Source organism: Brachybacterium tyrofermentans (assembly GCF_039526165.1).
GTDB lineage: Bacteria > Actinomycetota > Actinomycetes > Actinomycetales > Dermabacteraceae > Brachybacterium > Brachybacterium tyrofermentans.
Genome location: NZ_BAAAIR010000033.1, coordinates 146,552 through 158,905, shown reverse-complemented (window position 1 = coordinate 158,905; position 12,354 = coordinate 146,552). Strand labels below are relative to the sequence as shown.

Below are 12,354 nucleotides of genomic sequence, written 5' to 3'. Positions count from 1 at the left end.
TCACGCGGGGCCGCGGGCGGTTGCGGCCCGCACTGCGAAGACTGCGAGGAGACCACCAGCGGTGAACCGCTGTGCGGCCAGGAGGCGGGGCCGAGCGGACAGGATGCCCGCAAGGCGTGCTGCGGCGAGCACGACCATGCCGTTCACGGCGACCCCCACCACGATCTGCACTGCGCCGAGCTGCAGCAGCTGCGACCACGCCGGGCCGGCGCTCAGATCGAGGAACTGAGGAAGGAGCGCGGCGTACAGGAGAGCGATCTTGGGGTTGAGCAGATTGGTGAGCAGTCCCCTCGAGAACAGTCGGACGTCGGGGTCCGGCGGGATGTCGAGGTCGGGCGCGAACGGCGAGCTGCCTCCGGGCTTGAGGATGCCCCAGGCGAGGTACGCGAGGTACACGGCACCGGCCACCTTGATCACGGTGTAGGCGACCGGGACAGCGGTGAACAGCGCGGACAGTCCTGCAGCGGTGGCCAGCAGGTAGCACACGAAGCCCACGGCCGTCCCGCCCAGGCACACCAGGCCCGCCCTGCGGCCCTGCGTGATCGAGCGGGAGGCGAGGTAGATCATGTTCGGCCCGGGGAGCAGAGCCATACCGAGCTCGAGCAGTGCGACCGCGGCCACTGCACTCCAAGAGATCACTGAGCAGCCCCTTGCGGTGAGGTTGAGCGAAGGGTGCGCAGGTCCTGTCGCTCGCCGAGCTGCCAGGTGTCGACGTCGCACCGTAAGTCGGAGCTGTTCCCCGTGGCCACCACCGTGCCATCGGCGAGGATCCCGAGGGAGTGCGTCGAACCGGCGGCGACGGCCGTGACACCGCGCCACCCCTCGACGTCGCACTGCCAGTAGGTGTTGTCCCCGACGGCGCAGACGGTCCCGTCCTCCCGGAGCGCCAGAGTGTGATGGCTGCCGACGGCGAGGTCACGGATACCTCGCAGATGCTCGACTTCGCACGCACCCGACGCCGCCTCTCCGGTCGCGACGACCGTGCCGTCGTCCCGGAGGCCGACCGTGTGCAGGTACCCGGCGGAGATGCCGACCAGGTGCCGCCACGAGCCGACGAGGCATTGACCGCGCTGGTTGCTGCCGGTGGCGAGAGCCGTGCCATCGCTGCGCACAGCGACCGCGTGCCAGTCCCCGCACGCGACCGCGACGACGTCGCGCCAGCTGCTGACGGCTCCCTGACCCTCGCCGGTCCGCCCAGCGGCCATCACGGTGCCGTCCGCGCGGAGCCCGAGCGTCGATCTCCACCCCGCCGCGAGAGCGGTGATGTCTCTCCAGTCGGAGACGTCGGTCTGGCCCGAGCCGTTCCAGCCGGTCGCGACGACCGTGCCGTCGGTGCGGAGTCCGACGGTGTGCGAGCGCCCCGTGTTGCGCGCCGTGTGCACGTTCCCTGCGGCGACGGCGATGACATCGCTCCAGCCCGACACGTCGCACTCACCCGCGAGGTCGCTGCCGGCGGCCAGGACCGTGCCGTCGGTGCGGCACGCGACGGAGTGGCGCCGACCTGCTGCGATCACGGACATGGCTGCCTCCGATCCGGGGCGAGGAGATCGATCGTACTGCTCAGGAGTAGCGCTGCTGCGCGGTGGTCAGCAGCCGTGCCAGCCGCTTCGGTCCCAGGACGTATTCGGATCTCACGAGGACCGTTCCAGGCTGTCGCCGGGACAGCCACCGGGGAGGGCGGACGCCGGCCTCCGCATGCGCCTGCTCGAGCCGGTGCCGTGCTCGGGGTGTCATGGTGTAGACCACCGCGAGAGGACCCCGGAAGCGACCGGCATTTCCTGTCCGAGGTGTTCCCACGTGCTGGATCTCGTCCCAACGGCGGGTCGTCGTCCGGGCGCTGCTGCGCCGCCGGGCCTCGGCGATCCCCGCTCGGGAGAGGTGGAGCTCATCGCCCCGCAGGAGAACGGCCACCGACGCGAGCGGCAGCAGGACGACGCACCCGATCACCCCGATGACGGATGCCCACGTCACGGGATGGATGAGCGCGGGAAGATGCTCGCCGGTCCGGATGAGCTGCTGGACGAAGAGGGCGAGCAGGACGAGCAGGCCGATGCCGACCATGACTCCCAGGCCGAGCATCCCGAGATCCATGGTGCGGGAGGTCCGGATCCGCACGATGCCACCGGCGTCCAGCTGCGCGATGCACTCGTGGAGTTCCAGGGCGGCCATGCGCCCAGTGTGCCAGCAGGGCCCCGATCAGCTCTCCGGGGTCAGGGTGCGGGTGTACTGCACATCGCCGTTGGCGTCGATCAGCTCGACGGTGAACGACTCGCCCTGCGGGGCGATCTCGACCCGGCCGAAGAACTGGCCCTTCCCATCGCGCGGGGAGCCCATCGCAGGGCCCGCCTTCTGGAAGTCGACCTCGGGCCCGAAGGTCCCATCCATCTCGTTGGGCCCGAAGGAGCCGGAGTTGATGGGGCCGGCCACGAATTCCCAGAACGGGTCGAAGTCCGTGAAGGCGGCGCGCTCGGGGGAGTAGTGGTGGGCGGCGCAGTAGTGGACGTCCCCGGTGAGGAACACGATGTTCTTTGTCTTCTGCGTCTTGATCCCCGAGAGCAGGCGGGCCAGCTCGAGCTCGCGGCCCAGGGGCGCGCCGTTCTCCGCGTTGGCGATCGACTCCTGCCCCTCCCCGTCGGGGACCACGATGCCCAGCGGCAGATCGGCGAGGATCACCTTCCACGTCGCCTGGGACCTGCGCAGCCCCTTCAGCAGCCACTGCAGCTGCTCCTCACCGAGCATCGAGGTCTCGTGCTGCTCCCGGCCGTCGGTGTTCTCGCTCTTGTCCGTGCGCATGTCGAGGACGAACACATCCAGGTCGGGGCCGCGCTCGATGAGTCGGTAGATGCGCTCCGGCTCGAAGCCGGATCCCGGGGACAGGGCGCGCACATCGGCGATCGGCTGGTACTCCTGCCAGGCGCGTCGGCCCCGGGCGGCGAGGGTGTTCACGTCGCGCACCGTGTACTTCTCGTCCTCGAGGATCTCGCCGGCCCACCAGTTGTTGGTGGTCTCGTGGTCGTCCCAGGTGGCGATGACCGGGACCTCGGCGTACATCGCGCGGATGTTGTCGTCCAGGAGGTTGTAGCTGTGGCGGCCCCGGAACTCCGTGAGGGTCTCCGCGACCTTCGAGACCTCCTCGGTGACCAGGTTGCGCCAGATCGCGCCGTCGGGCTCCTCGAGCGTCTCCGCGATCGGACCGTCGGCATAGATGGTGTCGCCGGCGTGGAGGAAGAAGTCCGGGGCGACGGCGCGCATCGCCTCGTAGCCGAACATGCCTCCGACGTCAGGGTTGATGCCGTAGCCCTGGCCCGCGGTGTCGGCCGTCCACACGAAGGTCTGTGCGCCGTCGGAGCGGTGACCCGGCGCGGTGCTGAAGCGGCCGGAGCCGACCTCGCCGCGGTGCCCGTTCTCGTCCTCGAAGAACAGCTCGGTCTCGAAGGTCGTGCCGGCCGGAAGCTGCTTCGCGCTGATCCGTGCGGTGAAGTCGGTCTCCGCGGTGGCCCACGGGCCGCGCAGCGAGATCGGTCGGCCGTCCGCGCCGGTGCCCTTCCCGCGTCGGCTGCGGCCGGCGGTGAGGCGCTTGCCGTCGGCGTCCAGGGCGTGGAGCACGGCATGGAGCCGCCCCTCGCCCGAGGCGCGGGACCACAGCACCGCGGAGCTCGAGGTGACGTCCCCGGTCTGGAGGCCGGAGGGGAGCGTCAGCCGCGACGACCCGGGACGGGCGGGCGCGGCGGAGGCGGCACCGGCCACGGGGAGCGTGGTGGCGAGCGCCGCTGCGGCGGCTCCTCGCAGCAGGGTCCGACGGTTCGGGGCGGTGAAGCTGTCCATCGCGCCAGTGAACTCCGTCGTCGTGACGCGCACATGTCCTCGGCGTGAATGGCCGGGGGTGCGCCTCGGGCGCGATGCGCGATCGGTGTCAGGATCGTCCGGCCGACGGGGCCAGTCCGGACATCATGACGTCGAGGAGGAGATCCCGGTCGTGGCCGTCCCCGAGGCGCACGGCGTGCTCGACGCCGCACACGAGGCGCTGCACCTGGTCGATCCTGATCCCTGGACGGACCGCGCCGGCGGCGATCGCGTTCGTGAGCGCTGACTCCGCGAGGCCGAACAGCTCCTCCCGGAGGGTGTGCGCCTCGGCCGAGACCTCGTCCGACAGCAGGATGGTCTGGAGGCCCTGGTGCTCGAGCTGCTGCGTCGCCGTCGTGCGGATGAGGAGGGTGAAGGCGGCGGCGGGCTCGGGCTCGGCGGCCGCGGCCCGAGCCATGTCGACGAGCGTCTCGAGGGCGTCCAGGGTGAGCGCCTCGACGAGCACGGTCACGCTCGGGAAATGTCGGTAGACGGTCGCGACGCCGACGCCCGCCGCATGGGCGACGTCATTCAGCCGCAGCTCGTCGATGGGCTGGCGGCGAGCGGCGTCGAGAATCCTGGCGCGGGAGCGCGCAGCGTCCGATCGAAGCGTCGTCATGGCGGCATCGTACCCGATGTGGATCAACTATCCGCTTTGGGTGTACGCTCAAGCGGATAGCTCATCCGAATCGAGGAGAAGCTCATGACCTGGAACCCTGCCCGGCTGCCCGATCTCACCGGCCGCGTCTACGCGGTCACGGGCGCGACCGGGGGCATCGGCTACTTCGCGGCCGAGCAGCTCGCCTCGGCCGGGGCCGAGGTGGTCCTGGCCTCCCGGTCGCCGGAGAAGATCGAGGTCGCCGCGAGGGCGATCCGCGGGCAGGTGCCCCGAGCGGTGACGAGTGGGGTCGCCGTCGATCTCGTCTCGCTGGCGTCGGTCCGTGAGGGCGCCGAACAGCTTTCCGTGCTGCCACGCCTGGACGGCATCTTCCTCAACGGCGGTCCGATGCACTTCTCGGCCCGGGAGACGACCGAGGACGGCCTGCCGCTGATGGTCGGGGCTCACACGGTGGCGAACGTCGCCCTCGTCGCCGGGATCCTGTCGGCGCGCGCCGAGGATCCGGGTGTCCCTCTCCGGGTCGTGCATGCCTCGACCGGCTTCGTCCAGCGGTTCCGCAGGGACATCTCCCGGCCGCGTCCGGCGCCCCGCACCGGCATCGGGGCCTATGTCGACGCGAAGACCCGCACCGAGGTGTTCGCCTATGAGCTCGACCGTCGTGCCCGCGCCGCCGGACTGCCGATCGCGTCGATCCTCACGCGTCCGGGCGTCGGGGTCGACGCCAAGACGCCGGAGCGACCGGGGATCAGAGATTCCAGCGTCGCCTACCGGCGCAATCCGTACACGCCGTGGGCGCAGGGGAAAGACGCGGCGGCGTGGTCGGGTGTGCGCGCGCTCGTCGATCCGGACGCCACAGGCGGGGAGTTCTACGGGCCGAAGCGCGTGGCCGGGCCTCCGGTCCGGCTCGACCCGTCAGTGCACACTGCCCGCCCGGGAGCTGACGTCGCGGAACGGATCTGGGCCGAGCTCGAAGAGCTCGCGGGCGTGACCCTGCCTGTCCCACGGGGCTGAGCGCGGACTGCGCGCAGGGCTGCGCGGGACGACGAGACCGCGCCCCCGGCTCCGGCCCCGCTCCCTGTCCCCGTCCCTATGACAGGTCGTCGCGCGCAGCCGTCGCTACGATGACTGCATGAGCCACAGCTCCGACACCGATCCGTCCGACGCCCGCGCGAGGGAGCTCAGCCGCCAGCGGCAGGAGCAGATGAGCAGATTCTTCGTCGCGTTCGCCGTCGTGGAAGGGCTTCTGCTCGCCGTGAGCGTGATCGCCATCTACGTGCTCGAGCTGATCGACCCGGAGCTGGGCGTCTGGGTGCTCATCGGCATCGGCGTGCTCGGCGGAACGGTGCTCAGCACGTACATCCTCAGCACGAACCGTCGCAACCGGCGCGAGCTGGACAAGCCCGACCTGAGCTGAGCGACGGCCTGGACCGTCCGCGACGACATCGGCACCGCGATCTTCTCCGCCATCGAGGCCGACGCCCTTGCTCGCGGGGTGCGGCTGCTGGAGGTGAAGACGCTTGGGGTCTCGGGCCCCGACCCCGCCTACGCCCGCACTCACCGCGCCGTTCAGGTCGGCCAGACCAGGCCCCCGTCGGCGCCGTAGGACTCCTTCCGTGCCGCATAGGCGAGCGCGGCATGGCCCGGCGCGTCCTCACCGATCAGCACTCGGAGAGGGTGGTCGGGGTCTCCGAGGTGGGCGAGCAGGGCGTCGGCCGCCACAGCCGGGTCTGCATCGGTCGGGGAGGTGTCGGGGTCCGCAGCCGGCCAGGGCACCTCGGCGGCGCCGAACAGTGCGGTGCGCAGGTCGTCGTACTCGGCCCGTGGAGCGGCGAACGGCATGCTCGACCCTGCCCAGTCCGTTGCGAACCCGCCGAGCTGAGCGATCGTCGTCCGGATCCCGAACTGCGCGACCTCCCCCGAGAGCGCCTCGGTGAATCCCTCGAGCGCCCACTTCCCGGCGTTGTACAGCCCGAACAATGGCATCGCCCCGATCGCTCCGACGGTCGAGATCTGCACGATGTCGCCTCCTCCTCGGGCGCGCAGGTGAGGGATGGCGGCCCGGCTCACCCACAGTGCGCCGAAGAGGTTCAGGTCGAGATGGTCGCGGGCAGCCTGCTCCTCGATCTCTTCCAGGGCGCCGACGAAACCGGTCCCGGCATTGTTGACGACGACGTCGAGCCCGCCGAAGGCCCGAGCGGCCGCCTCGACGGCCGGCGCGACCGCGGCAGCATCGCGGACGTCGAGCACGATCCCGCGAACCGATCCGGGGAACTCGGTCAGGAGATCTGCCATCGCCCCGGTGCGCCGCACCGTGCCGACGACGCGATCGCCGTGGGCCAGTGCGGCGTGGGCGAAAGCGCGACCGAGCCCGCGGCCGGCGCCGGTGATGAGCCAGATTCTGGACGGGGAAGGGGACGACTTCATCGTGCACTCCTCGTGACGAGACGGGTCGTCTCGTCAGTATCGAAGGGGTGCGACGTCCTGTCAAGACGGTGCGTCTCGTCTCGTTGTACGGTGGGCGCATGAATCCTGCGTCTGAAGAGTTCACCGCGAAGGGATCCGTGCAGCGTGCAGGTGATTCGCGAGGTGCTGCCGCTCGACCCTCGGGAGCGTCTCCAGACGTCGCCCGACGCAGCGACCGCGCTCGCCGGGCGATCCTCGCGGCCACGCGCGACCTCGTCGCCGAGGTCGGCTACTCCCGGCTGAGCATCGAAGGGATCGCGAGCGCCGCCGGGGTCGGGAAGCAGACCATCTACCGCTGGTGGCGGTCGAAGGCCGAAGTCCTGTTCGATGCGATCCTGGACGTGAACTCCGAGCCCGACGGGGTGGTCGCGCTCCCGGACACCGGAGACCTCGAGGCGGATCTGAGGACCGTGCTGCGGGGCGCTGTCGCCGAGCTGGACGACCCGGCGACCGACCGTCTCCAGCGGGCCGTCACGGCCGAGATCCAATCCGACCCCGCGCTCGCCGAGGAGCTCGTGCGACGCCTGCTGGGGCCGCAGCTGACGGCGACCGCGGTGCGGCTCCGGAGTGCGATCGACACCGGCCAGATCGACCGGACCGTGGATCCGTCGTTGGCGACGGAGCTGCTGTTCGGGCCGATCTTCCATCGGTGGCTGCTGCGCACCGCAGAGCTTGACGACGCGTTCGCCGACGGCCTCCTGGACCTGGTCCTGTCCGGGCTGCGGCCGCGCCCGTGAGGGGGACCGTTCCGGCTCGCCTCCTGAGCCCGTCGGTCACCTCCTGAGCCCGTCGGTCACCTTCAGGTCCAGTCGGATACTGCGCCGGCCTGGCCCCGGGTACGGGTGCGGGCCGACGCCCTGACACGCAGGACGAATGTCCTTCTCAGGTCGGTACCGCTGGCTCTGCCGTGGGCCGCGCCGTCTCCGTAGCGTCGAAGACAGCCATCGACGGTCGATGGATCCTTCGCACTCACGGAGCACGTCATGTCGAACATCCCTCTGAATCCTCGGACCCCGCCGACGAGCGGCTTCACCGCGCAGCCTTCGCCGCCACCCTCACCTCGGGCCACCGCACGGCGGATCCGCCCTCGCGGCGCTGTTGCCGCCCTCGTCACCGCCGTCATCGGCGCGCTGCTGATCTGGGCCGTCGCGGTCCCGCTGGGCGGCCTCGATCTCGAACTGGCTGCTTCCGGGCAGAGCGTGGGCCCCGCCTCGATCATCGGGGCGGTCCTGATCGGCGGAGCGGCCGCCTGGCTGCTGCTCGCCCTTCTGATCCGACTCCGGCGCGGCCGGGCCTGGTGGACCGCCGTGGCGGTCGCGGTCCTGGTGCTGTCCCTGACCGGCCCGCCGCTCTCCGGCGCCGGAGGGGCCGTGCTCGTGACCCTGGAGCTGATGCACCTCGTGGTCGGGATCGTGCTGATCCTCGGCCTGCGCCGAAGTGCTGTGCGGCAGGTCGGAGCCGGGCGTACTGTGATCGGGGAGGCCTCATGAACACCCTCGCCCGCCCCGTGCCGACGTCGCCCGACGAGTGCGATGAGCGGTCCCTGCCCTGGGTCGCGCGTCGTCCCGGTGCCTGGTACGCGCTTCTCTGGCTGCCCCTGCTGCTGCTGGCACCCGTCGTGGTCTCGATCCAGACCGGGCGCATCGGCCAGCTGCTGATGCTGCTGCTCCTCGCGGCGCTGCACATCGCGACCGTGCTGGGGCGACACCGCTCCGTGTCGCGCGAGCACCCGGCACTGCGCGGGATCCTGGGCTCGGAGGTGCTGGTCGCCGCCGCCACCCTGGCGGTGGTCTGTTATCAGTTCCTCTGGAACGAGCACCAGGTGTTCCTCTATCCGCTGCTGGCGCTCGGCATGGCGGTGGGGCTGCGGCACCGCTTGGTGATGGGTTTCATCGGCGGCCTCGCCGTCAGCGGTGCCATCGCCGCCGGGATCACCACAGGTTCCCTCGCCGACGCGCTCGTCTTCGCCGTCGTGACCTACATGGCCGGCCTCAGCGCCTTCCTGATCGACCGCCTCCTGGAGACGACCATGCAGCTGAGCGCCACCCGCGAGCAGCTCGCCCGCACCGCGGTGCTCGAGGAGCGCGAGCGCTTCTCCCGCGACCTCCACGACCTGCTCGGGCACACCTTGTCCCTGATCGTCGTGAAGGCCGAAGCCGTGCGTCGATTCGTCCCGACGGATCCGGATGCGGCGGCTGAGCATGCCCGCAGCATCGAGGAGATCGGCCGCAGCGCCCTCGGCGAGGTGCGCCAGGCGGTGGTCGGCTACCGGGAGACCACGCTCGCGGACGAGCTCGAGGCAGCCCGGCTGGCCCTGGCCGACGCGGGGATGCTGATCGACATCGAGGTCCTCACCGGCGCCGTCGAGCTGCCAGGGCCAGTGGACCGCCTGTTCGCGTGGGTGGTGCGCGAGGGGACCACCAACATCCTGCGGCACGCCCGAGCGCGCAGCTGCCGGATCCTCGTGGAGTCCGGCGGGGGAGAGGCCACCCTCGAGATCACCGATGACGGAGGCGCAGTCTCCGCCCCGATCCGCCCGGGCTCCGGCCTGGCCGGCCTGCGCGAGCGGGCCGAGGCACTGGGCGGCGTGCTCGTCGCCGATCGGGAGGCCGGCGGGTTCCGGCTCGGCGCGAGCGTGCCGACGAGCGAGGAGGAGAGGGCATGACCGACCAGGATTCCGACCGCGGGAACGAGCACAGGACCGAACAGGAGGGCATCGGCCCGCGGATCACCGTGATGATCGTCGAGGACCAGACCATGATGCGCTCCGCGCTCGCGGGACTGCTCGGGCTGGAGCCCGATCTTGTGGTGATCGGGGACGTGGGCCGCGGCGACGAGGTGGTCGGCGCCGCCGCCGCGCACCACCCGGACGTGCTGATCCTGGACATCGAGCTGCCGGGCCGCAGCGGCCTCGACGTCATCCCGGAGGTGCTGCGGGCGCATCCGGGCACTGCGGTCATCATCGTCACCACGTTCGGCCGTGCCGGATACCTGCGCCGCGCCATGGATGCCGGTGCCCGTGGGTTCCTCGTCAAGGACGACCCGGTCGAGGACCTGGCCACCGCGGTCCGACAGGTGGCGGCCGGCGGGACCGTCGTCGATCCTGCCCTGGCCGCCCAGGCGCTCGCCGCCGGTCCGAGCCCGTTGACACGGCGGGAGCAGGAGGTGCTCGCCGCCTCCGACGGCGGAGCGCCGATCGCGGAGATGGCCGCTGCCCTCCACCTCTCCACGAGCACGGTGCGCAACTACCTCTCCAGCGCGATCCGGAAGACGGGTACCCGCAACCGGGCCGAAGCGCTCGCCACCGCCCGCCACGAGGGCTGGCTGTGACGGTCGGCGACGCCTGCGGTGAGTCCGAGGCGAGTCCGAGGTGAACGGTCGGTCGGGTCCCGGGACTGCGCGGAAGGGTGTTGGTACGGTCGGGGGCCTCAGCACTGCTGGGACCGGAGCATCTCCCGAGAGGGTCACGATGCTCACCACGTCGAGGAGGTTCTGATGTTCCGCTGGCTCTTCCGTGCTCGCCGGGTGAAGGGCGACGTGAATGCCGCCCGACAGGGTCCGGAGGCGGTGGGTAAGCGCGTCGGCCGACGTTCTGCGCACCGGCTTCTCAGCCGTCTCCTGCGCTGATCCGCTGAGAGGCGGTGCATCTGAGGGAGCGCCCGATGGGGAGCTTCCGGTGTGCGTTTCGGGTGGTGAGCTTCGGCTCTAAGTCCTGAACTGGCGCTCGGCGCGGTCTAAGCTCGTTCGACGATGGTCCCTGACTCGCCGAACAGCCCCGATGTCCCGATCGCGAACGCGCCCGATCGGGGCCGGATGCTCCCTCGGAACCGGGGTTGGCTGGACACGATCACCTCGATCCCGGCGCTGATCATCGGCTCCGTGCTCATGGTCCTCATCGCCGCGGGCCCCATGCAGCACGTGGACTATCTGCTGGCCCGACGCTGGCTCTATCACCTCGAGCCGGACCTGCTGTGGTTCGCCCAGAACGTCCTGGACCGAGTCGCCGGTCAGGCCGTCTGCCTGCCCATCCTGATCGTGGTCGCGGTGGTCCTGGCCCGACGGAGGAGATCCTGGCGGCCGATCCAGGTGGCTGTGCTCGCCGAACTGGCCTTCCTCATCGGCGTCGGCACCCTGAAGCTGATCTTCGCCCGCCCCGTGACCTATTCCCGGGATCCGAACTTCTTCGACGGCGGCTACCTCGACATGGGGGCCAAGGGCATCAGCTTCCCCTCGGGACATGCCTCCGAGGCCGTGCTCATCTACGGCGCCGTCGTCTACCTGATCACCCACTACAGCTCCGCGAGTCCGCGACTGCTGCGGCTGCTGCGCTGGGGCGTCGTGGTGATCAGCGTGAACTCCGTGGTCGTCTCCTTCCTGCTGGGCTGGCACTGGGCCAGCGACCTCCTGGGCGGTCTGATGATCGGCGGTCTCTACCTGCGGATCATCACCCAGTGGGACGAGCGCATGCGCGCGCAAGGGGATCGAGGCGTCCCGCGCGGGCTGATCCCCTCGGCCGGAGGCTCCGAGCCCCGACCGCTGGTCTCGGCGATGGCCTTCGTGTACACGGCGCTGATGCTGGTCACGCTGATCATCGCGCTGCGCTTCGTGAACCCGACGCAGCTCGTGGCGCGGGTGCGCACAGAGGATGAGTGAAGCCGGAGACGGGGCACATCACTCCGTGACCGGAGCTCCGGCAGGAGACGCAGCTGCAGGTTCCGCCGTGATGGCCTCCTCGTCGGCGCGGCGCAGGGCCTCCCGCAGCGCCGACCGGTCGTCGTCCTCCCAGGGGCCGGAGCAGGCGAGCGGGATGTGTGTCAGGTACCGGCGCTCCGCCTCCGGGATTCGCGCCACCAGGAGTGCCGGGTCCCGCTCCGCGCTGGCATACAGGTTCGGCCCGTCGGCGTAGTACGGATCGGTGAGCACGAGCTGCCCGGCGAGGGTGCGCATCACGTTGGACGGGTTGGTGTCCAGCGGGCCGCACCAGGGCAGCTCCCGGCGTGCGTCCGCATGGATCTCGCCGACGATCGCCGCGAGCGCCGAGAACTCCGTCGTCGGGACTGCGCATCGAGCCAGGAGCTCGTGGGCCTCGGACTCGTCCACGGGGGCAAGTCGTTCCAGCAGCTGCAGGTCGCCGCCGCCGGCGAGACGGCGGTGGGCATGCAGGGCGGGCACCTGGCCGGTGGAAGAGGCCTCGCGGTACAGCCGGGCCGTGTACGGCCCGACGGGATCGAAGGGACTGATCCGCACCACGAGGTCCGCTGTCGGCGAGGCGAGGGCGATGGCCCAGTCGCCGGCGCCGCAGGGGCCCCAGCCCGCCTCGCGGAAGCGGGCCTCGGCGTCCTCGTGGGTGGCGTCGGCTCCGAGGGACTCGAACAGCGTGAGGGCGGGAGAGTGGTCCATAGGCGCCAGACTATGCGCGCTCGCCCCCG

14 protein-coding genes are annotated in these 12,354 nt (G+C 71.0%); 7 read left to right on the top strand and 7 right to left on the bottom strand.

All coding sequences use genetic code 11. From position 1 onward, the window contains the following. The 5 genes from ABD093_RS07530 to ABD093_RS07510 all read right to left on the bottom strand — a co-directional run bounded on the left by ABD093_RS07530 (position 1) and on the right by ABD093_RS07510 (position 4,462). Positions 1–639 (bottom strand): LysE family translocator, encoded by a 639-nt coding sequence (locus ABD093_RS07530; protein WP_193119258.1) that lies wholly within the window; start codon positions 637–639, stop codon positions 1–3. Next, complete coding sequence (locus ABD093_RS07525; RefSeq protein ID WP_193119259.1) at positions 636–1,520, bottom strand: RCC1 domain-containing protein; 885 nt, start codon at positions 1,518–1,520, stop codon at positions 636–638. Before ABD093_RS07525 ends, ABD093_RS07530 begins: the two co-directional genes overlap by 4 nt. A gap of 40 nt (positions 1,521–1,560) precedes the next feature. Next, entirely contained in the window at positions 1,561–2,169 is a 609-nt protein-coding gene (locus tag ABD093_RS07520; protein WP_193119260.1) for a hypothetical protein, read from the bottom strand. Positions 2,170–2,196: 27 nt separating this feature from the next. Next, the gene (locus ABD093_RS07515) at positions 2,197–3,825 is read right to left on the bottom strand and encodes an alkaline phosphatase D family protein (protein WP_343923454.1); all 1,629 of its coding nucleotides are present in this window, start codon (positions 3,823–3,825) and stop codon (positions 2,197–2,199) included. 88 nt (positions 3,826–3,913) lie between these two features. Then, positions 3,914–4,462, bottom strand: a complete 549-nt coding sequence (locus tag ABD093_RS07510; protein WP_193119262.1) for a TetR/AcrR family transcriptional regulator — start codon at positions 4,460–4,462, stop codon at positions 3,914–3,916. Between the two features lie 84 nt (positions 4,463–4,546). Here ABD093_RS07510 and ABD093_RS07505 point away from each other — a divergent pair, with 84 nt between their 5' ends. Together ABD093_RS07505 and ABD093_RS07500 are read left to right on the top strand one after the other, a co-directional pair. Continuing rightward, complete coding sequence (locus tag ABD093_RS07505; RefSeq protein ID WP_193119263.1) at positions 4,547–5,473, top strand: SDR family NAD(P)-dependent oxidoreductase; 927 nt, start codon at positions 4,547–4,549, stop codon at positions 5,471–5,473. Between the two features lie 118 nt (positions 5,474–5,591). Further along, positions 5,592–5,876, top strand: a complete 285-nt coding sequence (locus tag ABD093_RS07500) for a hypothetical protein (RefSeq protein ID WP_343923451.1) — start codon at positions 5,592–5,594, stop codon at positions 5,874–5,876. A gap of 152 nt (positions 5,877–6,028) precedes the next feature. Here the strand turns inward: ABD093_RS07500 and ABD093_RS07495 are convergent, their stop codons facing one another. Continuing rightward, a complete protein-coding gene (locus ABD093_RS07495) occupies positions 6,029–6,886 on the bottom strand; it encodes an SDR family NAD(P)-dependent oxidoreductase (RefSeq protein WP_343923449.1) in 858 nt (285 codons plus the stop codon). A gap of 98 nt (positions 6,887–6,984) precedes the next feature. Here ABD093_RS07495 and ABD093_RS07490 point away from each other — a divergent pair, with 98 nt between their 5' ends. From ABD093_RS07490 to ABD093_RS07470, 5 genes are all read left to right on the top strand, one after another. Continuing rightward, entirely contained in the window at positions 6,985–7,662 is a 678-nt protein-coding gene (locus ABD093_RS07490; protein WP_193119266.1) for a TetR/AcrR family transcriptional regulator, read from the top strand. A 246-nt stretch (positions 7,663–7,908) separates the two neighbouring features. Next, positions 7,909–8,415, top strand: coding sequence for a DUF6069 family protein (locus ABD093_RS07485; protein WP_343923446.1), 507 nt, complete (start codon positions 7,909–7,911; stop codon positions 8,413–8,415). Beyond that, positions 8,412–9,590 carry a sensor histidine kinase gene (locus tag ABD093_RS07480; protein ID WP_343923444.1) on the top strand — a complete coding sequence of 393 codons (1,179 nt, stop codon included), beginning with the start codon at positions 8,412–8,414 and terminating at the stop codon, positions 9,588–9,590. The genes ABD093_RS07485 and ABD093_RS07480 overlap by 4 nt, the downstream gene beginning before the upstream one ends. 71 nt (positions 9,591–9,661) lie before the next feature. Beyond that, complete coding sequence (locus ABD093_RS07475) at positions 9,662–10,255, top strand: response regulator (protein WP_343923492.1); 594 nt, start codon at positions 9,662–9,664, stop codon at positions 10,253–10,255. Positions 10,256–10,675: 420 nt separating this feature from the next. Next, on the top strand, positions 10,676–11,578 hold the full coding sequence (locus ABD093_RS07470) for a phosphatase PAP2 family protein (RefSeq protein ID WP_226850976.1): 903 nt from the start codon (positions 10,676–10,678) through the stop codon (positions 11,576–11,578). Positions 11,579–11,596: 18 nt separating this feature from the next. Here the strand turns inward: ABD093_RS07470 and ABD093_RS07465 are convergent, their stop codons facing one another. Then, a complete protein-coding gene (locus tag ABD093_RS07465; RefSeq protein WP_343923441.1) occupies positions 11,597–12,325 on the bottom strand; it encodes a hypothetical protein in 729 nt (242 codons plus the stop codon). Positions 12,326–12,354: the final 29 nt, after the last annotated feature.